The organism is Pseudomonas sp. G1002 (assembly GCF_013385455.1).
Taxonomy (GTDB): domain Bacteria; phylum Pseudomonadota; class Gammaproteobacteria; order Pseudomonadales; family Pseudomonadaceae; genus Aquipseudomonas.
This window is the reverse complement of sequence record NZ_JACAPY010000020.1, coordinates 29,045-49,107: the sequence shown is the minus strand read 5'-3', so window position 1 is coordinate 49,107 and position 20,063 is coordinate 29,045. Positions and strand designations below refer to the sequence as shown.

The following is a 20,063-nucleotide window of genomic DNA, read 5'->3' as shown; positions in this document are numbered from 1 at the left end:
ACAGCGTGGGCCTGTAAACGTCAGGCGCCAGTGTCAGGCCAGTTCAAAGCGATCCAGGTTCATCACCTTGGTCCAGGCCGCCACGAAGTCCTCGACGAACTTCTCCTCGGCGTCGGCACTGCCATAGACCTCGGACAGCGCCCTCAACTGGGCATGCGAACCGAACACCAGGTCGACCCGGGTGCCCGTCCACTTGACGGCACCGGTCTTGCGGTCATGCGCCTCAAAGGTATCGTGGGTGCCGGTGACTGGCTTCCATTCAACGCCCATGTCCAGCAGGTTCCTGAAGAAGTCATTGGTCAGGGTTCCCGGGCGCTCGGTGAACACCCCGTGCTTGCTTTCCCCGACATTGATACCCAAGACCCGCAGTCCGCCCAACAGCACCGTCATTTCGGGTGCGGTCAATGTCAGCAGTTGCGCCTTGTCGATCAGCAACGCTTCGGCCGACACCTTGTAGTGCCCCTTCTGGTAGTTGCGAAAGCCATCGGCGACCGGTTCAAGGAAACCGAACGACTCGACATCCGTCTGCTCCTGGGAAGCATCCGTGCGCCCTGCCGTGAAAGGCACCGTGGTCTTGCGGCCGGCATTTTGGGCCGCCCGCTCAACCCCCACATTGCCCGCCAGCACGATCAGATCGGCCAGGGAAATCCTTTTGCCTCCCGTCTGTGCGGCATTAAAGTCGCCCTGAATAGCTTCGAGACGCTTCAGTACGCCCGACAGTTGCTCAGGCTGGTTGACCGCCCAGTCCTTCTGCGGAGCCAGGCGCAGGCGCCCGCCATTGGCTCCCCCGCGTTTATCGGAGCCGCGGAAGGTGGACGCCGCTGCCCATGCCGTCGAAACCAGCTGCGAGACCGTCAGCCCGGCGGCGAGAATCTTTTGCTTGAGCGCCGCCACATCCTGCTCATCCACCAGTGGATGATCGACCGCAGGAATCGGGTCCTGCCACAGCAACTCTTCCGCGGGGGTTTCCGGGCCGAGATAACGCGCAAGCGGGCCCATGTCGCGGTGGGTAAGCTTGAACCAGGCACGGGCAAAGGCGTCTGCCAGTTGGTCCGGGTTGGCCAGGAAACGTCGGGAGATCTGCTCGTACGCCGGATCGAAGCGCAGCGCCAGGTCCGAGGTCAGCATGCTCGGCGCATGCCGCCTGCCGGCATCATGGGCATCCGGAACCTTGCCGGCGCCGGCACCGTTCTTCGGTGTCCACTGATGGGCGCCCGCCGGGCTCCTGGTCAGTTCCCATTCAAAGCCGAAGAGGTTTTCGAGGTACTCATTGCTCCATCTTGTCGGCGTCGAAGTCCAGGTCACCTCCAGCCCGCTGGTGATGGTGTCACCGCCCTTGCCGCTGCCGAAGCTGTTTTTCCAGCCCAGCCCCTGCTCTTCCAGGCCAGCCGCTTCCGGTTCCGGGCCGACGTTATCCGCCGGACCTGCGCCGTGGGTCTTGCCGAAGGCGTGACCGCCGGCGATCAGGGCTACGGTCTCTTCGTCATTCATCGCCATGCGACCGAAGGTTTCACGGATATCCTTCGCCGAGGCGACCGGATCCGGAACACCTTCAGGCCCTTCCGGGTTCACGTAGATCAAGCCCATCTGCACAGCGGCGAGGGGATTTTCCAGGTTGCGCTCACCGCCTCCGGTGCGGCTTTCTTCGTTGCCATGGTTCTGCGGTTCAGCCACCAACGGACCATCACCCGGCTGCTGCATTTTCTTTTGCACGCCGTAACGCTCTTCTCCCCCCAGCCACGTGGTCTCGGCGCCCCAGTAAACGTCCTCGTCCGGCTCCCAGACATCCGGGCGACCGCCGGAGAACCCGAAGGTCTTGAACCCCATCGACTCCAGCGCGACGTTACCGGTGAGTACGATCAAATCGGCCCAGGAAATCCGCCGGCCGTACTTTTGCTTGACCGGCCAGATCAGGCGACGGGCCTTATCCAGGCTGACGTTGTCAGGCCAGCTGTTGAGCGGTGCAAAGCGCTGCTGACCGGAACCGGCACCGCCGCGACCGTCGGCGGTACGGTAGGTCCCGGCGCTGTGCCAGGCCATGCGAATGAACAGCGGGCCGTAATGGCCAAAGTCCGCCGGCCACCAGTCCTGGGATTGCGTCATGACATCGCGCAAATCCTGCTTGACCGCTTCGAAGTCAAGGCTCTTGAACGCCTTGGCGTAATCGAAGCCCTGACCCATGGGGTCGCTGAGGGAGGAATGCTGATGCAGGATCTTCAGGTTCAGTTGCTGGGGCCACCAGTCTCGGTTCGTGGTGCCGCCACCCGCAGCGTGGTTGAAAGGGCATTTCGATTCAGTTGACATGCTTGGCACACCTTTTAGTGACGTTTTCAAAGATTAGCCTCGTTCGCAGAAAACTCTAATAGCTGCAACGTTATCCCCTGATAGACCTGTTCTTGGGATTGAAAGCCGTCCTGGGGCCCCGCCCTGCATAAGAGCCACTGGGATCTCAAGACCAGAAAAAGCCATCCGCTCGACCTTTTATCGCGCGAACCCATCTTCAGTTTGCTTGCAGCTCTTGCGCTTGCGGTATTATGGTATACCATCATACACAAACCAATCAGCACCCAGGTGGAGCAGCCATGAGTTTTGAAATCCGCAAGATCGTCAGCTATGTAGAAGAAACCTTTATTGAAGGCGGCAAGGCCTCCGACACGCCAGTGACTATGGTGGGCCTGGCTGTCGTCCTGAAAAACCCGTGGCTGGGTCGCGGTTTTGTCGAAGACCTGAAACCGGAAATCCGTGCCAACTGCTCGGATCTCGGCGCACTGATGGTGGAGCGCCTGATTGGCATTATCGGTGGTGCAGACAACATCGAAGCCTATGGCAAGGCCGCCGTGGTCGGTGCCGACGGTGAAATCGAACACGCCTCGGCAATCATCCATACCCTGCGCTTTGGCAACCACTACCGCGAAGCGGTCAAGGCCAAGAGCTACCTGAGTTTTACCAACAAGCGCGGTGGCCCGGGCACATCGATTCAAATCCCGATGATGCACAAGGATGACGAAGGGCTGCGCTCGCACTACATCACCTTGGAAATGCAGATAGAAGATTCCCCGCGTGCCGACGAGATCGTGGTGGTCCTTGGGTGCGCCGACGGCGGCCGCCTGCACCCACGCATCGGCAACCGTTACATCGACCTGGAAGAGCTGGCAGCCGAGAAAGCCCAGTAAGCAAGACCGGTCACCCAAACAAAAACATGCAGGAGCGCTCCATGATTCAGCTCACCGCTGATCGCACCCCGGCTGGCACCAGTTATCTGGCGACCGGCCAAGGCCAGCCTGTGGTTTTGATCCACGGCGTGGGCCTGAATAAAGAAATGTGGGGCGGGCAAGTCGTTGGCCTGGCCACGAATTATCGCGTGATCACCTATGACATGCTGGGCCATGGCGCCAGCCCACGCCCGGCTGCCGGCACCCCGCTGCTGGGGTATGCCGACCAGTTGCTGGAACTGCTCGACCACCTGCAACTGCCTCAGGCAACGGTGATCGGGTTTTCCATGGGCGGCCTGGTTGCGCGGGCGTTTGCCTTGCATTACCCCGAACGCCTGCAAGGCCTGGTGGTGCTCAACAGTGTGTTCAACCGCAGCGCCGAACAGCGTGCCGGGGTGATCGCACGCACTGCCCAGGCCGCCGAGCATGGCCCGGATGCGAATGCCGAAGCCGCGCTGTCACGCTGGTTCAGCCGCGAGTACCAGGCAGCCAACCCGGCGCAGATCGCTGCGCTGCGTGAAACCCTGGCGGGCAACGACCCCCAGGGCTACCTCACCACGTACGAGCTGTTCGCGACCCAGGACATGTACCGCGCCGACGACCTTAAGGGTTTGCGCACGCCGACCCTGGTCGCCACCGGTGAACTCGACCCGGGCTCGACCCCGGAGATGGCCCGGCAACTGGCCGATCGCATTCCCGGTGCGACGGTTGCAGTGCTGGCCGAGCAACGGCATATGATGCCAGTGGAATCGCCGCGGCTGGTCAACCAACTGCTGCTGGGCTTTCTTGACACGGTGTACACCCAAAAAAATCCAATAAAGGGGATCGTTGCATGACACTCGCACGCTTCCAGATGTGCATCGGCGGTGAATGGGTCGATGCCCTGTCCGGCAAGACTTTCGACAGCCTCAACCCGGCCCTGGCCGAACCCTGGGCGCAACTGCCCGACGCCGACGAGACGGATGTGGAGCGCGCCGTGCAGGCCGCGCAAAGCGCCTTCGACAGCCCGGCCTGGCGTGGCCTCACCGCTACCGCGCGGGGCAAACTGCTGCGCCGCCTGGGAGATTTGATTGCCGAAAACAAGGAACAACTGGCACAGCTCGAAAGCCGCGACAATGGCAAGCTGATCCGCGAGACACGCGGTCAGGTCAGTTACCTGCCGGAGTTCTTCCATTACACGGCAGGCCTGGCCGACAAGCTTGAGGGCGGCACCCTGCCGCTGGACAAGCCGGACCTCTTCGCCTACACCGTGCACGAAGCCATGGGCGTGGTGGCCGCGATCATTCCATGGAACAGCCCGCTGTACTTGACCGCGATCAAACTCGCGCCGGCCCTGGCAGCGGGTAATACCATCGTGATCAAACCGTCGGAGCACGCCTCGGCGACCATCCTCGAACTGGCGCGCCTGGCCCTGGAGGCTGGCATTCCGCCGGGCGTGGTCAATGTGGTGACTGGCTACGGCCCAAGCACCGGCGCCGCCCTCACCCGCCACCCTTTGGTGCGCAAGATCGCCTTTACCGGCGGCGCAGCCACGGCGCGGCACGTAGTACGCAGCAGCGCCGAGAACTTCGCCAAGCTGTCGCTGGAACTGGGCGGCAAGTCACCGAACATCATCTTTGCCGATGCCGACCTCGACAGCGCCATCAATGGTGCGATTGCCGGGATATACGCGGCGTCGGGGCAAAGCTGTGTGTCTGGCTCGCGCCTGCTGGTGCAGGATGAAATCTACGACGAATTCGTCGAGCGCCTGGTAGAGCGCGCCAAACGCATTCGCATCGGCAACCCGCAGGACGACGCCAGTGAAATGGGCCCCATGGCCACCGCACAGCAACTGGCCGTGGTCGAAGGCCTGGTGGCGGATGCCATCGCTGAAGGTGCGCGCCTGCGTACCGGTGGCAAGCGTCCGCAGAACCTGGGCGAAGGCTGGTTCTATGAGCCGACCCTGTTCGAGTGCGACCGCAACTCGATGAAGATCATGCAGGAAGAAGTGTTCGGCCCAGTGGCCTCGGTCATCCGTTTCAAGGACGAAGCCGAAGCCCTGGCCATCGCCAACGACTCTCAGTTCGGCCTCGCCGCCGGCATCTGGACCCGCGACCTCGGTCGTGCCCACCGCCTGGCCCGCGACGTGCGTTCGGGGATTATCTGGGTCAACACCTACCGCGCCGTCTCGGCCATGGCGCCCATTGGCGGCTTCAAGAACAGCGGCTATGGACGTGAAAGTGGCATCGATTCAGTACTGGCTTACACCGAGCTGAAGACGGTGTGGATCAACCTTTCCCAGGCGCCCATGCCTGATCCTTTTGTGATGCGTTAAGAGACCCCGACCATGATCGAACCCGGCATTTACAAAGACGTCATGAGTTCATTCCCGTCCGGGGTGACGGTCGTCACTACCCTCGACCCGGATGGCGGCATCGTCGGCATCACCGCCAGCGCATTCAGTGCGCTGTCGATCGACCCGGCACTGGTCCTGTTCTGCCCCAACTATGCATCGGACACCTATCCGATCCTGCGCGACAGCAAGCGCTTTGCGATTCATTTGCTGTCCGCCGACCAGACCGCCGAAGCCTATGCCTTTGCCAGCAAGGGGAAGGAAAAGGCCAAGGGCATCGAGTGGCACTTGAGCGAACTGGGCAATCCGCTGCTGGCCAAGGCCACGGCGATCATCGAGTGCGAGTTGTGGCGCGAATACGACGGTGGCGATCACGCGATCATCGTCGGAGCGGTGAAAAACCTGATCCTGCCCGAGCAACCGGTCACACCGATGATCTACCACAAGGGCAAGCTGGGCCCGCTGCCCACCCTGGCCTGAGGAGCTGATTGATGAGCGACGACAAGTACCAACGGGGCCTGAAAATCCGTACGCAAGTGCTGGGCGAAGCCTATGTGCAACGTTCGATCGAGAACGCCGACGACTTCACTCGCCCCCTGCAGGAGATGGTCACCGAATACTGCTGGGGCCATGTGTGGGGCCGTGAGGGTTTGTCGCTTAAAGAACGCAGCATGATAAACTTGGCGATGATTTCGGCCCTCAATCGGCCCCATGAACTCAAGCTGCACGTGCGCGGCGCCTTGCGTAACGGGCTGAGTCGTGAACAAATACGCGAAATTCTGCTTCAGGTCGGCATTTATTGCGGGGTTCCCGCCGCCGTGGACAGTTTCCGACTGGCCCGTGAAGCCTTCGCCGAAACCGACGCCGAGGCCTCCAGTTAACCGCAACATTCAGAGCAGCCCCCATGAAACGCCTGCCACTCGACGACAGCTTCAAGGTCAATCACAACCCGGTCACCCTGCGCGAAATCGTGCTGGCAAAACTGCGCAGCGCCATCATGAACTTCCAACTGCTGCCGGGTGACCGCCTGGTGGAACGCGACCTTTGCGACCGCCTCGGCGTCAGCCGCACCTCGGTGCGCGAAGCCTTGCGCCACCTGGAGTCCGAAGGCCTGGTGGAGTTCGCCGATGCCAAGGGCCCGCAAGTGGCGATCATCACCCTGGCCGATGCCGTCGACATCTATGAACTGCGTTGCGTGCTCGAAGGCTTGATCGTGCAGTTGTTCACCCTGCGCGCCAAGGCCAAGGACATCAAGGCACTGGAAAAAGCCCTCGAGGAAAACCGCAAGGCCCTCAAGGACGGTGAGCTGCAACAGGTCATTGATTCGGTACAAGGATTCTACGACGTGTTGCTCGAAGGCTCCGGCAACCACGTGGCGGCCACCCAACTGCGTCAGTTGCAGGCACGTATCAGCTACTTGCGCGCGACCTCGGTATCCCAGGAAAACCGTCGCGGTACCAGCAACCAGGAAATGGAGCGTATGGTCCAGGCGATCAAGAGCGGCGACCCGCTCGCCGCCCACCAGGCCTGTGTCGACCACGTGCGCGCCGCCGCCGCCGTGGCCCTGGATTACCTCAAGCGCAAGCAGGAAGAGACCGGCAAGATCCCCGAGATCACACTGCCCATCGCCCTCAAAGAACCGCGCATAGGTCACTGACCATGCCCAGCCCCAGTTTTTGCCCGACATGTGGCAGCAGTGACCTCGGTCACCAGCTGCCACCGGGTGATACCCATGAGCGCCTGATGTGCCGGGGCTGCGGCTACATCCACTACATCAACCCGAAGATTATCGCCGGCTGCATCATCGAGCGGGACGGCAAATATCTGCTTTGCCAGCGGGCCATCCCGCCGCGTCCTGGCACCTGGACGCTGCCGGCCGGCTTCATGGAAGGTGGCGAAACCACTGAACAGGCCGCACTACGCGAAGTCTGGGAAGAAAGCGGCGTACGCGCGGAGATCCTCTCGCCCTACTCGATTTTCAGCGTGCCGAAGATCAGCGAGGTGTACATCATCTTCCGCGCCATCGCGCTGCAGATCACCGGCCAGTTCGGGCCGGAGACCCTCGACTACAAGTTCTTCGCGCCCGAGGACATTCCTTGGGACAGCATCTACTACCCGGCGATCCGGCAGATCCTCGAGCGTTATATCGAGGAACGCCAGGCTGGGGTGTATGGCATCTACATCGGTAACGACGACAGCGGCAAGATTCACTTCATCCGCTGATCGTCAGACCCGACACGGATCAAAAATGTGATGTATGCCTGATACCCCTAAGGCACCAGCCCTTCCACGATGATGATCTGCGCCTCGCCCGCCCCTTCACGACGCGCCTTTGCCTCCTGATACTCCGCAGACTCATAACAGGCCAGCGCCTGCTCGTAGCTGTCGAACTCGATCACCACATTACGTTGCCTGGCAGGCCCGCCTTCCATCGCGGCGCTGCGCCCGCCCCTGGCCAGGAAGCGCCCGCCAAACTTCGCGAAGGCCGCAGGCGCGCGCTGGGTGTACTGCGTGTACTGCTCTGCATCGGACACATTTACATGGGCAATCCAGTAAGCCTTCATCGTGACATCCTCTTGCTTGGTTTTGTGGTATACCATAATACATACAACCAATAAATCGAGCAGCCACCATGTCTTTCAACAACATCGCAGACATCATCGAAGACTACCGCCAAGGCAAAATGGTGCTCCTGGTGGACGACGAGGATCGGGAGAACGAAGGCGACCTGTTGCTGCCCGCGGTGTGCTGCACCGCCGAGACTATCAGCTTCATGGCCCGGGAAGCGCGTGGCCTGATTTGCCTGACCCTCACCGACGAACACTGCCAGCGCCTCGGCCTGCAGCAGATGGTGCCGAGCAATGGCAGCGTGTTCAGCACCGCGTTTACCGTGTCCATCGAAGCCGCCACCGGCGTGACCACCGGCATCTCCGCCGCCGACCGGGCGCGCACGGTGGCCGCGGCCGTGAATGCCGATGCGGGGCCGGCCGACATCGTGCAACCGGGGCATATTTTCCCGTTGCGCGCCAAGGATGGCGGCGTGTTGACGCGCGCCGGGCACACCGAAGCCGGTTGCGACCTGGCGCGCCTGGCCGGGCACACACCAGCCTCGGTGATCGTCGAAGTGATGAACGATGACGGCACCATGGCACGTCGCCCTGACCTTGAGGTGTTCGCGCACAAGCATGGGATCAAGATCGGCACCATCGCCGATCTGATCCACTACCGCCTCAGTACCGAGCGCACCGTAGTGCGCATCGGCGAGCGCGACCTGCCCACAGTGCACGGCACGTTCCGCCTGATCACCTTTGAGGACCGCATTGATGGCGGCGTGCACATGGCGATGGTCATGGGGCAGTTACACCGCGACACGCCCGCCCTGGTGCGCGTGCACGTGATCGACCCGCTGCGCGACCTGGTGGGCGCCGAGTATAGCGGCCCCTCCAACTGGACCTTATGGGCCGCCCTGCAACGCGTCGCGGCAGAAGGCAGCGGCGTGGTGGTGGTGCTGGCCAATCATGAATCCTCCCAGGCCCTGCTCGAACGCGTCCCGCAGTTGACCCAGACGCCGCGCCAGTTCAGCCGTTCGCAGTCGCGGATCTATTCGGAAGTCGGCACCGGCGCGCAGATATTGCAGGACCTTGGCGTCTGCAAGCTGCGCCACCTTGGCCCTCCGCTGAAATACGCCGGGCTGACAGGCTACGACCTGGAGGTGGTGGAAAGCATTCCGTTCACCGAATGACGGATAACCGGTAAGGCAAAGTGCTTGCACAAAGCTTGGAATACCATAATATGATATTCCATCGACCGAGTACTTTTGCCAAATGCGCATGCCAGGGATAGCGCCAGTAACAAGCCTTGGTACGGTCGACTTTTGAGGCTTCGCAATAGAGGCTTCGAGAGACCTACTGCTCCCGATAGGCGGGCATTACCAGGCCCGCTCAATAACAAAACAAATGAGGGCGTGAAAATGGTGTTGAACAAACGTGCAACCGCGATGCTGTTCGCGGGTTTGCTGGCCACGGCCACTCACGCGGCCCTGGCGGCCGAAAGCGTCAATTTCGTGAGCTGGGGCGGTAGCACCCAGGATGCGCAAAAGCAGGCGTGGGCCGATCCTTTCAGCAAGGCCAGCGGGATCACTGTGGTGCAGGACGGTCCCACCGACTATGGCAAGCTCAAGGCCATGGTCGAGAGCGGCAACGTGCAGTGGGACGTGGTAGACGTGGAGGCTGACTTCGCCTTGCGCGCCGCCGCTGAAGGGCTGCTCGAACCCCTGGATTTTTCGGTGATCCAGCGCGACAAGATCGACTCGCGGTTTGTCTCCGACCATGGCGTCGGCTCGTTTTTCTTCTCCTTCGTACTCGGCTACAACGAGGGCAAGCTCGGCGCTGGCAAGCCACAGGACTGGGCCGCGCTGTTCGACACCAAAACCTACCCCGGCAAACGTGCCCTCTACAAATGGCCAAGCCCTGGCGTGCTCGAACTGGCGCTGCTGGCTGACGGCGTTCCCGCCGACAAGCTCTACCCCCTGGACCTGGACCGCGCCTTCAAGAAACTCGACACCATCAAGAAAGACATCGTCTGGTGGGGCGGCGGCGCACAGTCCCAGCAACTGCTGGCCTCGGGCGAAGTCAGCATGGGTCAGTTCTGGAACGGCCGCATTCATGCCCTGCAGGAAGATGGCGCACCCGTAGGCGTAAGCTGGAAACAGAATCTGGTGATGGCGGACATCCTGGTCGTGCCTAAAGGCAGCAAAAACAAAGGCGCGGCGATGAAGTTCCTGGCCAGTGCCAGCAGCGCCAAGGGCCAGGCCGACTTCTCTAACCTGACCGCTTATGCACCGGTGAACATCGACAGTGTGCAGCGCCTGGACTCAGTGCTGGCGCCCAACCTGCCGACGGCGTATGCCAAGGACCAGATCACCCTCGATTTCGCCTACTGGGCCAAGAACGGTCCGGCCATTGCGACACGGTGGAATGAATGGCTAGTCAAATGAAAATGACGGCAACCACGCCGACCGGGAGCGCCCTCGGCGTTGCTGGCGCAGTTTCCTGCAAACCAGGTGCGCCATCCCTGGCGCAGCGCTGGCGGGGGTCGAGCAACCTGATCCCGGCGCTGCTGTTCCTCGGCCTGTTCTTCCTCGCGCCGCTGATCGGCCTGTTGCTGCGCGGCGTGCTGGAGCCCGTACCGGGCCTTGGCAACTATGAGCAACTGTTCGCTAACTCGGCATACGCCCGGGTACTGCTCAATACCTTTTCGGTGGCCGGCCTGGTGACCCTGTTCAGCCTGTTGCTGGGCTTCCCGCTGGCCTGGGTGATTACCCTGGTACCACGCGGCTGGGGGCGCTGGATCCTGAACATCGTGCTGCTGTCGATGTGGACCAGCCTGCTCGCCCGCACCTATTCATGGCTGGTATTGCTGCAAGCCTCCGGGGTGATCAACAAGGCACTGATGGCGATGGGCATCATCGACCAGCCGCTGGAGATGGTGCACAACCTGACCGGCGTGGTGATCGGTATGAGCTACATCATGATCCCGTTCATTGTGCTGCCATTGCAGGCAACCATGCAGGCCATCGACCCGATGATCCTGCAGGCCGGCTCCATCTGCGGTGCCAGCCCTTGGACCAACTTCTTCCGGGTGTTCCTGCCGCTGTGCCGACCGGGGTTGTTTTCCGGCGGCTTGATGGTGTTTGTGATGTCCCTCGGTTACTACGTCACCCCGGCGCTGCTCGGCGGCGCGCAGAACATGATGCTGCCTGAGTTCATCATCCAGCAGGTGCAGTCGTTCCTCAACTGGGGCCTGGCGAGTGCCGGCGCCGCATTGCTGATCTTTATCACGCTGGTGCTGTTCTACTTCTACCTGAAGCTTCAGCCGGAATCCCCGGTTGGCGCCAGCAACGCGAGGTAAGCCGTCATGCTCCTGACTTCCAATGCCATGAGCCGCAGGATGCGCCTGGGCCTCTACACCACCACCGGCATGATTGGCCTGTTCTTGCTGTTGCCGATCGTGTTCATCGTGTTGCTGTCGTTCGGCTCGTCCCAATGGCTGGTGTTCCCGCCACCGGGCTGGACGCTGAAATGGTACGGCCAGTTCTTCTCCAATGCCGACTGGATGAACGCGGCGGTAGCGAGCCTCAAGGTTGCGGTACTGACCACCGTGTTCGCCGTGGCGCTGGGCCTGCCCACCGCATTTGCCCTGGTGCGTGGGCGATTTCCTGGCCGCGAGTTGCTCTACGGCCTGTTCACCCTGCCGATGATCGTGCCGTTGGTGATCATCGCGGTGGCGGTGTACGCACTGTTCCTCAAGCTCGGCTATACCGGCACGATGTTCGCCTTTGTAGTGAGCCATGTGATTGTCGCGCTGCCGTTCACCATTATCTCGATCATCAACTCGCTGAAGCTGTTCGACCAATCGATTGAAGATGCGGCGGTGATCTGCGGCGCATCGCGCCTGCAGGCCGTATTCAAGGTGACATTCCCGGCGATTCGCCCGGGAATGGTGGCCGGCGCGTTGTTCGCCTTTCTCGTCTCATGGGACGAAGTGGTGCTCAGCGTGATGATGGCCAGCCCGACCCTGCAAACCCTTCCCGTAAAAATGTGGACCACCCTGCGCCAGGACCTGACGCCTGTGATTGCCGTCGCCTCGACGTTGCTGATCGGCCTCTCGGTGCTCGTCATGGTCATCGCCGCCGCCCTTCGCCGGCGCACAGAAACCCGCGCTTGAGCGCCCAGGAGCAAGACATGAGTGCAGTGATCCAAGATACCGCGCAAAACCATGGCCAACCCCTGGTCAGCTTGCGCAACCTGAACAAGTACTACGGTGAATTTGCCGCCGTGGATAACATCTCGCTGGACATCAAGGACGGCGAATTCCTGACCTTCCTCGGCTCCAGCGGCTCTGGCAAAAGCACCACCCTGTCGATGCTCGCAGGCTTTGAAACGCCAAGCAGCGGCGAGATCCTGGTGAGCGGCCAATCCCTGGTCAATGTGCCGCCGCACAAACGCGACATCGGCATGGTGTTCCAACGTTACTCGCTGTTCCCGCATTTGTCGGTGCGCGACAACATCGCCTTCCCCCTGGCGATTCGCAAACTGGCCAGCGCCGAGCGCGAGAAGCGCGTCGACGCCATGCTCAAGCTGGTGCAGCTTGAGCAATTTGCCCATCGCCGCCCTTCGCAACTCTCCGGCGGCCAGCAGCAACGCGTCGCCATCGCGCGGGCGCTGGTGTACGAGCCGCGCATCCTGCTGATGGACGAACCCCTCGGCGCCCTCGACAAAAAACTGCGTGAAGACCTGCAGGACGAACTGCGCCAATTACATCGGCGCCTGGGCATCACCATCGTCTACGTAACCCACGACCAGGAAGAAGCCATGCGCCTGTCCCAGCGCATCGCGATTTTCAGCCACGGCAAGATTGTCGGCCTGGGCAGTGGCTACGACCTGTACCAGAACCCGCCAAATGCGTTTGTAGCCTCGTTCCTCGGTAACTCCAACTTCCTCAAGCTCAAGGCGCAGGGGAATGCGGTGGCATCGTTTGAAGGCCAATCGCTGTCGATCCGCCTGACCAGCGGCTTGCAAACCGAGCAGGAGGTGCTGTTGATGGTACGCCCGGAAAAAGCCTTGGCGCTGAGTGTCGAGCAAGCTACCGAGCAGGCATTGGCGGCGGGTTGGAATGAGGTGTCAGCGATTGTAGGCGAGGTGCTGTTCCTCGGCGAAAGCCAGACCTGCACCGTGAAAACCCTTGGCGGCACCTCGATGACAGTCAAGGCGTTGTCTGCTGCGGGCATGCCACTCAAGGCCGGCGACCCGGTGCGCGTGCGCTGGGCCACGGCGGATGCTTGCGTCTATACCGCATGGGCTGAAAGCGATCTGAACAAGGCCGCCGGCGCCCATTGAGTCACCCTTGGGCCGCCACAACGTCGGGTTGTGGCGGCCTTTTTTTGCCTGCTAACATTGGACCTGGCCGGATGTCATTGATCATCAAGCCAGCTTGCTACAAGGATACGGCTGCATCGGCAGGCCTTAACTGCAGATAAAAAATGCCCGGCATTGGCCGGGCATTTCAGTTCATTCGATGATCAGTCGGTATAGCCCAACTTTACCGTCCTCATCTTCCGGCTATGCTCGCGCGTCGCCAGGCAGTAATACAGCGGACACGTCACCACCAACCCCACCAGCCACGACAGGTCTGCGCCCTCTACCAGATTGGCCCATGGCCCCACGTACAGCGACGTATTGGCAAACGGCAGTTGCACGATGATGCCGATGAAATACGCCACGATCGCATGCAGGTTAAAGCGTCCGTAAACCCCGCCGTCCGCCTGAAAGATCGACGCAATGTCATAGGCGCCACGCTTGATGATGTAGAAATCGATCAGGTTGATCGACGCCCACGGCACCAGCACCAATAGCAGCGCAAGGATCAGGCCGATAAATTGCGAGATGAAGTCCGCCGACGCGCCCAATGCCACCACGCAGCATCCGGCCAGCACCACGCTGGACAGCACCACACGCACTTTGATGCCGGGTGTCCACTGGCTGGCGAAGGTTTGGATCGAGGTGATGATCGACAGCACCGCACCATACAGATTCAGGGCGTTGTGGCTGATGATATTGAGCAGAAACAGCACCATCAGGATCGACCCCAGCCAGCCGGTGGCTTGCTTGACCGCGACCATCGCCTCAGTGCCTTCGGGTGTCGCCAGGGCGGCGACCAAGCCAAAGGAGAACGACAAAATGGTGCCGAGAGTGGCCCCCAGGTAGGTGGCGACAAAGGGTCGGGTGATGCCGATATCAGCCGGCAGGTAGCGCGAATAATCGCTGGTATAGGGGGAGAAGCTGATCTGCCAGATCACTCCCAACGACACCGTCGCCAGCCAGCCGGCCGGATTGAAGCCGCCACGGGTGAGGAAGTCTGCCGGCAGGTCGTGGGAAAAAATGTAGAGGAAACCCGCCAGCAATGCGCTGCCCATCACCCAGGTGCCGATGCGGTTCAGGGTATGGATAAAGCGATAGCCGATCACGCCAATGGCCGTGGCGCTGAGCGCGCCGATCAGGATGCTGGCCGGCACCGGTACCGACGGCACGATGCCGACGATGGACTTGCCCGCCAGCACAATGTTGGAGATGAAAAAGCCAATGTAGATCAGGGCCGCGAAGAAAACGATCAGCAGCGCTCCGTAGCGCCCGAACTGACCCCGGCTCTGCACCATCTGCGGGATGCCCATGCGCGGGCCCTGGGCCGACGCGAGGGCAATGACAATACCGCCGAGCATGTGCCCGAGGGCAATCGCCAGCAGCCCCCACACCAGGTTGAGATGGAACACCTGAGTCACCATAGCGCCGGTGACGATGGGCAGCGGTGCAATGTTAGTGCTGAACCATAGGGTGAACAGGTCGCGGGCCTTTCCATGGCGCTCCGCGAGGGGGACGTAATCGACCGTGTGATTCTCGATCAGGGGATCTTGCCGGGACATCTGGGGCATGGAAATGAACTCGCGTTTGTCTGATCTTATAGTTGTTTGACGCCAAACCGGGGGAGCTCTCTGGCCACCCCCATACGAACACCATATTATGGTATTCCAACATTTTCACAAGACTGATCCGTAGTCCTGGCACGCATCTGATCCGCTATTGTGCCACACGGCCCCTCTTCATTCAGCGGGCTAACCCCCGTATTCATTGGCTATAAGACCAAAGGTCAACGTTCATCGGCCGCCTGAAAAAGCCCTTGATTAGATTGTATTACGGTATACCATCAGACCTACAAATCTATAAAATCCGCTTCACCCTACGAGGACCGTCCCATGATCGATGCCGCCATCTACAAACAAGTGATGGGTTCGTTTCCGTCCGGAGTCACCGTGATCACCACGCTCGATGATGACGGGCAGATAGTCGGACTTACCGCCAGTGCGTTCAGCTCGTTGTCCATGGAGCCGGCCCTGGTGCTGTTCTGCCCCAACTACAGTTCCGACTCCTATCCGGTGCTGATCAAGAATCAGCGCTTTGCCATTCATGTGCTGTCCGGTGGGCAGCAAAGCGAAGCCTATGCTTTTGCGCGCAAGGGCAAAGACAAGGCGCAGGGCATCGAATGGACGTTGAGTGAACTGGGCAACCCGATCCTCGCCAATGCCACGGCGGTGATCGAGTGCGAGTTGTGGCGTGAGTATGAAGGCGGTGACCATGCAATCATGGTCGGTGCGGTGAAGAACCTGATCGTGCCCCGGCAGAACGCCGGGCCACTGGTGTATTGCCACGGCAAGATGGGCGCCCTGCCCGCCATTGCCTGATCGTTACCGTTGCAGGCGCCCGGCAGCCCGGGCGCCCACCGGTCAGGTGCGGAAGCGGCTGACCAACTGATTCAACGTCTGAGACAACGTCGTCAATTGCTGCGCATCCTGGCGCGTGGAATCAGCCAGGCTCGCCACCAACTGTGCATCCCCGTGAATCTGGCTGATGTGCCGATTGATGTCTTCAGCCACCTGGTGCTGCTCTTCGGCAGCCGTTGCGATTTGCGTATTCATGTCGCGGATCACGTCCACCGACTCGCGAATCAACCCAAAACTGGCCCGTGCGTCGTTGATCGACACCACCGTTTCCTGGGACACCTCCAGGCTGGCATGCATTTGTTTACCCATCTGATGGGTACGCCGGGCGAGGTTGCCCAGCAGCCCGTCGATCTCGCCGGTGGAGTCCGAAGTACGCTTGGCCAGGGCCCGCACTTCGTCTGCCACCACGGCAAAACCACGCCCCTGTTCACCGGCTCGGGCGGCTTCGATGGCAGCGTTCAGCGCCAGCAGGTTGGTCTGTTCGGCGATGGAGCGGATGGTGCCGAGTATCGACTGGATGTCGTTGCTGTCTTTTTCCAGTTGCTCCATGGACTGGGCGGAGTGGCCGATTTCCTCACTCAGGCGCCCTACGCTGCTCACTGCTGCGTCGATCTGCTGCTGGCCGGTGTGCGCCTGGCGCTGTCCGTTGTCGGCAGAGTCGGCGGCCTGGCTGCAGGAGCGCGCGACTTCATTGGAGGTGGCGACCATCTCATGAAACGCGGTGGACACCATGTCCACGGCCTCCCGTTGGCGTGAGGCGACCTCAGCCATTTCCACCGAGACCTCCATGGCACTCCCCGAACTGCTGTGGATCTGCCCGGCCGCCTGGCCGATGCGCTGGATCAGCGTGCGGATCGCTTCGAGGAACTGGTTGAACCAGCCGGCCAGTTGTGCCGTCTCGTCTCGCCCTTTTACCGGCAGGCGCGCCGTCAGGTCTCCTTCGCCCTGGGCGATGCCTTCCAGGCCGCTGGCCACACCACGAATCGGCTTGACGATCAGCCCGGCAAACCAGGCGCCCACCACTGCAAACAACACGGCACACACCAGGGCGATCGCCGCGATCAGCCAGGTCAGGCGCGCCGCGCCGGCCATCACTTCACTTTCCCGCACCACCCCGACAAACCGCCAGCCCAATGCCCTGGACGGCCAGACAAACGCCATGTAGCGCTCGCCTGCCAACTCGACCTGCACCAGGCCCTGCCCAGCCTCGCTCAACTGCCGGTAACCCTCGCCCAACTCACTAAGTTTCTTGAAGTTGTGAGACGGGTCATTCGGGTCCACCAACACGGTGTTATTGGCTTCCATCAACATCAGGTAGCCGCTGTCACCCAGCTTGATCTGTTTGACCAGGTCGGTCAGTTGCTTGAGGGAAACATCGATGTTCACCACCCCGCTCGCGTTGCCCTGGCGGTCATTGAAGCTTCGCACCGTACTGACCAGCACCACGTCATCGGCGGCCCAGTAATACGCCTCGGTGCGCAGGGTCTTGCCCGGTTGCGCCATGGCCGTCTTGTACCAGGGCCGGGTGCGCGGGTCGTAGCTCGCCAGCTTCGGGTCACCCGGCCAGAATACATAGCCGCCATCTTCAGTACCCAGTGACAGGTAGGTGTAGGCCGAATGACTCTTGGCCAGGCCCTCGAACAGCTTGAACAACTGCTGATCGCGCTCGCCGAGTGCGACTTGGGCGGCGTCGCTGGCCAGATAGCGTTTCACATCGCCGTTGATACTTTGCAACTGCGGATGCGCCGCCAGGTAGGCGACGTTCTGACTGATACCTTCAAAAAACAATTGCATGGCATTGTCGACTTGGCGAATCTCGCGTTCGCTGCCGTCGATAAAGCCGTCCCGTGCCTCATGGCGCACGTTGAGGATGATCATCACTGCCACCAGAATGACTGGCAGGCTGGCGATCACCGCAAAGGCCAGGATCAATTTTTGTTTTATGTTCATCTAGCTCGCCTTCCTTGTGAAGTGAATGTGCGACCGCTGGAGAGAAAAGTTTTGCAGATATTCCGTATTATGGTATACCAACAATCAATCCGCCGAATAGCCTTCATCACTGGCAAGCTTCACATTGGCGAGAGCACCTAAGGGCCCGCAGTCGACAGGCCGATCACAATAGATCCGAGGTAAGCGTCATGAAATTTTCCCTGTTCGTGCACATGGAACGCTGGGATGAAAGTGTCAGCCATCGCCAGTTGTTCGAAGACTTGACCGAACTGACCCTGATGGCGGAAGCCGGTGGTTTCAGCACCGTCTGGATTGGCGAACACCACGCCATGGAATACACCATCTCGCCCAGCCCGATGCCGCTGCTGGCTTACCTCGCGGCCAAAACCACCACCATTCACCTGGGCGCCGGTACCATCATCGCGCCGTTCTGGCACCCACTGCGGGTGGCAGGCGAATGCGCGCTGCTCGACGTGATCAGTAACGGACGCATGGAAGTCGGCCTGGCCCGTGGTGCCTACCAGGTGGAGTTCGACCGCATGGCCGGCGGCATGCCCGCCTCATCCGGCGGCCAGGCGCTGCGCGAGATGGTGCCGGTGGTACGTGCGTTGTGGAAAGGCGACTATGCCCATGACGGCGACATCTGGAAGTTCCCCACCTCCACCAGCGTGCCCAAGCCGATCCAGCAGCCCAACCCGCCGATGTGGATTGCCGCACGCGACCCGGACTCGCATAACTTTGCGGTAGCTAATGGCTGCAACGTGATGGTCACGCCGTTGATGAAGGGCGACGAAGAAGTCCTCGACCTGAAAAATAAATTCCAGGCTGCCCTGGACAACAACCCGGATGTGCCACGCCCACAACTGATGGTGTTGCGTCACACCCACGTGCACGCGGTAGACGACCCTGACGGCTGGAAAGTCGGGGCCAAGGCAATCGCCCGATTCTATCGCACCTTTGATGCCTGGTTCGGCAACAAGACCGTGCCGGTCAACGGCTTCCTTGACCCGAGCCCGGAAGAAAAATTCGCCGGGCGTCCGGAGTTTGAACTGGAAAGCCTGCACAAGACCGCAATGATTGGCACGCCTGAAGAAATCATCCCGCGCATCCAGTACTACCAGGAGCTGGGTGTGGACGAGTTCAGCTTCTGGTGTGATAACAGCTTGCCCCACGCGGAGAAGAAAAAATCCCTTGAGCTGTTTATCAAGCACGTGGTGCCGGCATTTCGCTGAGGGTAATGCCTGAACCGCACACAGCGCCGGCACTTGCCGGCGTTGTTGTTTCGGGTGGCGGGAATGCGGCAAGTGCTTCGGGTCGAGGAGATGTATACGATGCCGGACCGGGGTGCTCCGCCCAAAAACCGCTGTGCCCACTGCCCGTATTCCATGTACTCAAAAATGTACTAAAAAAAGTGGCTGGAGACGGATTTCAGTAGTTTTGCGTAGAAACGAAAAAAGACGCCGAAGCGTCTATTCCTTAAATCCCAGGCAAAAAAAAGCCACTCTATTGAGTGGCTTTTTCTTTGTGTTTGGAGCGGGAAACGAGACTCGAACTCGCGACCCCGACCTTGGCAAGGTCGTGCTCTACCAACTGAGCTATTCCCGCGTCTTGGTGATGCGCATTCTATAGAATCCTCATCACCCGTCAACCCCTTGATTCAAAAAAGTTTTATTTCTTTTCAACCTCGGTGCGCAGATGCGGCCAGGCGGCGCGCAAATATTGCAGCATGGACCATAAGGTCAGGCCCGCGGCGATCAGCAGCAAGGCGTAGCCCAGCAATACCCAGAAGGAGAAATCCGATGGGTTGGCCAGCAGGATCACCAGGGCAAGCATCTGCGCCGCGGTTTTCCATTTGCCCATGTTGGACACGGCCACGTGGGCTCGGGCGCCGATTTCGGCCATCCACTCCCGCAGGGCGGAGACCACGATCTCGCGACCGATGATCACGGCCGCCGGCAACGTCAGCCAGAGGTTGCCGTGTTCCTGCACCAGCAGCACCAGGGCGACCGCTACCATCAGTTTGTCGGCCACCGGGTCCAGGAACGCGCCAAACGGCGTGCTCTGTTCCAGGCGACGGGCCAGGTAACCGTCCAGCCAGTCGGTGGCGGCTGCGAAGGCAAACACCGAACTGGATGCCATGTAGCTCCATTCGTACGGCAGGTAAAACAGCAATATGAAAATCGGTATGAGCAGGACGCGTAGTACGGTGATCAGATTAGGGATATTCATCGGCACA

19 protein-coding genes, 1 tRNA gene and 1 pseudogene are annotated in these 20,063 nt (G+C 60.8%); 14 read left to right on the top strand and 7 right to left on the bottom strand.

The window, feature by feature from the left end; translation table 11 throughout:
- Positions 1-33 precede the first annotated feature (33 nt).
- Positions 34-2,304 carry a catalase/peroxidase HPI gene (katG, locus tag HX801_RS10670; RefSeq protein ID WP_177022044.1) on the bottom strand — a complete coding sequence of 757 codons (2,271 nt, stop codon included), beginning with the start codon at positions 2,302-2,304 and terminating at the stop codon, positions 34-36.
- Between the two features lie 278 nt (positions 2,305-2,582).
- Between katG and HX801_RS10665 the strand changes: the two genes are divergently transcribed.
- The 7 genes from HX801_RS10665 to HX801_RS10635 are packed head-to-tail and all read left to right on the top strand — an operon-like array spanning position 2,583 to position 7,767.
- Positions 2,583-3,173: an amino acid synthesis family protein gene (locus HX801_RS10665; protein ID WP_087694298.1), complete on the top strand. Its 591-nt coding sequence runs from the start codon at positions 2,583-2,585 to the stop codon at positions 3,171-3,173.
- A 41-nt stretch (positions 3,174-3,214) separates the two neighbouring features.
- A complete protein-coding gene (locus HX801_RS10660) occupies positions 3,215-4,048 on the top strand; it encodes an alpha/beta fold hydrolase (protein WP_087694299.1) in 834 nt (277 codons plus the stop codon).
- Positions 4,045-5,526, top strand: coding sequence for an aldehyde dehydrogenase (locus HX801_RS10655; RefSeq protein ID WP_087694300.1), 1,482 nt, complete (start codon positions 4,045-4,047; stop codon positions 5,524-5,526). Before HX801_RS10660 ends, HX801_RS10655 begins: the two co-directional genes overlap by 4 nt.
- Before the next feature lie 12 nt (positions 5,527-5,538).
- Positions 5,539-6,024, top strand: coding sequence for a flavin reductase family protein (locus HX801_RS10650; RefSeq protein ID WP_010567340.1), 486 nt, complete (start codon positions 5,539-5,541; stop codon positions 6,022-6,024).
- An 11-nt stretch (positions 6,025-6,035) separates the two neighbouring features.
- Complete coding sequence (locus HX801_RS10645) at positions 6,036-6,425, top strand: carboxymuconolactone decarboxylase family protein (protein ID WP_087694301.1); 390 nt, start codon at positions 6,036-6,038, stop codon at positions 6,423-6,425.
- 23 nt (positions 6,426-6,448) lie between these two features.
- Positions 6,449-7,201, top strand: coding sequence for a GntR family transcriptional regulator (locus HX801_RS10640; RefSeq protein ID WP_087694302.1), 753 nt, complete (start codon positions 6,449-6,451; stop codon positions 7,199-7,201).
- 2 nt (positions 7,202-7,203) lie between these two features.
- Entirely contained in the window at positions 7,204-7,767 is a 564-nt protein-coding gene (locus HX801_RS10635; RefSeq protein ID WP_102368699.1) for an NUDIX hydrolase, read from the top strand.
- Positions 7,768-7,814: 47 nt separating this feature from the next.
- On the opposite strand, the gene HX801_RS10630 is transcribed toward HX801_RS10635, so the two are convergent.
- Positions 7,815-8,108, bottom strand: a complete 294-nt coding sequence (locus tag HX801_RS10630; protein ID WP_087694313.1) for a DUF1330 domain-containing protein — start codon at positions 8,106-8,108, stop codon at positions 7,815-7,817.
- Between the two features lie 68 nt (positions 8,109-8,176).
- On the opposite strand from HX801_RS10630, the gene ribBA reads away from it, so the two are divergent.
- The 5 genes from ribBA to HX801_RS10605 all read left to right on the top strand — a co-directional run bounded on the left by ribBA (position 8,177) and on the right by HX801_RS10605 (position 13,442).
- A complete protein-coding gene (ribBA, locus tag HX801_RS10625) occupies positions 8,177-9,286 on the top strand; it encodes a bifunctional 3,4-dihydroxy-2-butanone-4-phosphate synthase/GTP cyclohydrolase II (protein WP_087694304.1) in 1,110 nt (369 codons plus the stop codon).
- 228 nt (positions 9,287-9,514) lie between these two features.
- A complete protein-coding gene (locus tag HX801_RS10620; RefSeq protein WP_177022043.1) occupies positions 9,515-10,540 on the top strand; it encodes an ABC transporter substrate-binding protein in 1,026 nt (341 codons plus the stop codon).
- On the top strand, positions 10,537-11,454 hold the full coding sequence (locus HX801_RS10615) for an ABC transporter permease (RefSeq protein ID WP_168197505.1): 918 nt from the start codon (positions 10,537-10,539) through the stop codon (positions 11,452-11,454). Before HX801_RS10620 ends, HX801_RS10615 begins: the two co-directional genes overlap by 4 nt.
- Positions 11,455-11,460: 6 nt before the next feature.
- Positions 11,461-12,270, top strand: a complete 810-nt coding sequence (locus HX801_RS10610) for an ABC transporter permease (protein ID WP_087694306.1) — start codon at positions 11,461-11,463, stop codon at positions 12,268-12,270.
- 17 nt (positions 12,271-12,287) lie between these two features.
- Complete coding sequence (locus HX801_RS10605) at positions 12,288-13,442, top strand: ABC transporter ATP-binding protein (protein WP_087694307.1); 1,155 nt, start codon at positions 12,288-12,290, stop codon at positions 13,440-13,442.
- A gap of 182 nt (positions 13,443-13,624) precedes the next feature.
- Here HX801_RS10605 and HX801_RS10600 read toward each other — a convergent pair whose 3' ends face one another.
- On the bottom strand, positions 13,625-15,031 hold the full coding sequence (locus HX801_RS10600; protein WP_087694308.1) for a cytosine permease: 1,407 nt from the start codon (positions 15,029-15,031) through the stop codon (positions 13,625-13,627).
- Between the two features lie 321 nt (positions 15,032-15,352).
- Here HX801_RS10600 and HX801_RS10595 point away from each other — a divergent pair, with 321 nt between their 5' ends.
- Positions 15,353-15,838, top strand: a complete 486-nt coding sequence (locus HX801_RS10595; RefSeq protein WP_087694309.1) for a flavin reductase family protein — start codon at positions 15,353-15,355, stop codon at positions 15,836-15,838.
- 42 nt (positions 15,839-15,880) lie between these two features.
- Here HX801_RS10595 and HX801_RS32270 read toward each other — a convergent pair whose 3' ends face one another.
- Together HX801_RS32270 and HX801_RS32265 are read right to left on the bottom strand one after the other, a co-directional pair.
- Positions 15,881-16,609 carry a methyl-accepting chemotaxis protein gene (locus HX801_RS32270; RefSeq protein ID WP_371132431.1) on the bottom strand — a complete coding sequence of 243 codons (729 nt, stop codon included), beginning with the start codon at positions 16,607-16,609 and terminating at the stop codon, positions 15,881-15,883.
- Positions 16,610-16,738: 129 nt separating this feature from the next.
- Positions 16,739-17,671 (bottom strand): annotated as a pseudogene (locus HX801_RS32265) (cache domain-containing protein); the annotation flags it as partial.
- A gap of 344 nt (positions 17,672-18,015) precedes the next feature.
- On the opposite strand from HX801_RS32265, the gene HX801_RS10585 reads away from it, so the two are divergent.
- Complete coding sequence (locus HX801_RS10585; RefSeq protein WP_102368697.1) at positions 18,016-19,059, top strand: LLM class flavin-dependent oxidoreductase; 1,044 nt, start codon at positions 18,016-18,018, stop codon at positions 19,057-19,059.
- 297 nt (positions 19,060-19,356) lie between these two features.
- Here the strand turns inward: HX801_RS10585 and HX801_RS10580 are convergent.
- Positions 19,357-19,432 (bottom strand) — tRNA-Gly (locus tag HX801_RS10580).
- Between the two features lie 63 nt (positions 19,433-19,495).
- Entirely contained in the window at positions 19,496-20,056 is a 561-nt protein-coding gene (gene pgsA, locus HX801_RS10575) for a CDP-diacylglycerol--glycerol-3-phosphate 3-phosphatidyltransferase (RefSeq protein WP_003208929.1), read from the bottom strand.
- Positions 20,057-20,063 lie beyond the last annotated feature (7 nt).

Bases quoted from the DNA above. Each gene is read 5' to 3' on its own strand.
- HX801_RS10655 (WP_087694300.1), top strand. From the start codon at position 4,045: ATGACACTCGCACGCTTCCAGATGTGCATCGGCGGTGAATGGGTCGAT.
- HX801_RS10615 (WP_168197505.1), top strand. From the start codon at position 10,537: ATGAAAATGACGGCAACCACGCCGACCGGGAGCGCCCTCGGCGTTGCT.
- ribBA (WP_087694304.1), top strand. From the start codon at position 8,177: ATGTCTTTCAACAACATCGCAGACATCATCGAAGACTACCGCCAAGGC.
- HX801_RS10645 (WP_087694301.1), top strand. From the start codon at position 6,036: ATGAGCGACGACAAGTACCAACGGGGCCTGAAAATCCGTACGCAAGTG.
- pgsA (WP_003208929.1), bottom strand. From the start codon at position 20,056: ATGAATATCCCTAATCTGATCACCGTACTACGCGTCCTGCTCATACCG.
- HX801_RS10650 (WP_010567340.1), top strand. From the start codon at position 5,539: ATGATCGAACCCGGCATTTACAAAGACGTCATGAGTTCATTCCCGTCC.
- HX801_RS32270 (WP_371132431.1), bottom strand. From the start codon at position 16,609: ATGGTGTCCACCGCGTTTCATGAGATGGTCGCCACCTCCAATGAAGTC.
- HX801_RS10610 (WP_087694306.1), top strand. From the start codon at position 11,461: ATGCTCCTGACTTCCAATGCCATGAGCCGCAGGATGCGCCTGGGCCTC.
- HX801_RS10600 (WP_087694308.1), bottom strand. From the start codon at position 15,031: ATGCCCCAGATGTCCCGGCAAGATCCCCTGATCGAGAATCACACGGTC.
- HX801_RS10660 (WP_087694299.1), top strand. From the start codon at position 3,215: ATGATTCAGCTCACCGCTGATCGCACCCCGGCTGGCACCAGTTATCTG.
- HX801_RS10630 (WP_087694313.1), bottom strand. From the start codon at position 8,108: ATGAAGGCTTACTGGATTGCCCATGTAAATGTGTCCGATGCAGAGCAG.
- HX801_RS10605 (WP_087694307.1), top strand. From the start codon at position 12,288: ATGAGTGCAGTGATCCAAGATACCGCGCAAAACCATGGCCAACCCCTG.
- katG (WP_177022044.1), bottom strand. From the start codon at position 2,304: ATGTCAACTGAATCGAAATGCCCTTTCAACCACGCTGCGGGTGGCGGC.
- HX801_RS10585 (WP_102368697.1), top strand. From the start codon at position 18,016: ATGAAATTTTCCCTGTTCGTGCACATGGAACGCTGGGATGAAAGTGTC.
- HX801_RS10665 (WP_087694298.1), top strand. From the start codon at position 2,583: ATGAGTTTTGAAATCCGCAAGATCGTCAGCTATGTAGAAGAAACCTTT.
- HX801_RS10635 (WP_102368699.1), top strand. From the start codon at position 7,204: ATGCCCAGCCCCAGTTTTTGCCCGACATGTGGCAGCAGTGACCTCGGT.
- HX801_RS10620 (WP_177022043.1), top strand. From the start codon at position 9,515: ATGGTGTTGAACAAACGTGCAACCGCGATGCTGTTCGCGGGTTTGCTG.
- HX801_RS10640 (WP_087694302.1), top strand. From the start codon at position 6,449: ATGAAACGCCTGCCACTCGACGACAGCTTCAAGGTCAATCACAACCCG.
- HX801_RS10595 (WP_087694309.1), top strand. From the start codon at position 15,353: ATGATCGATGCCGCCATCTACAAACAAGTGATGGGTTCGTTTCCGTCC.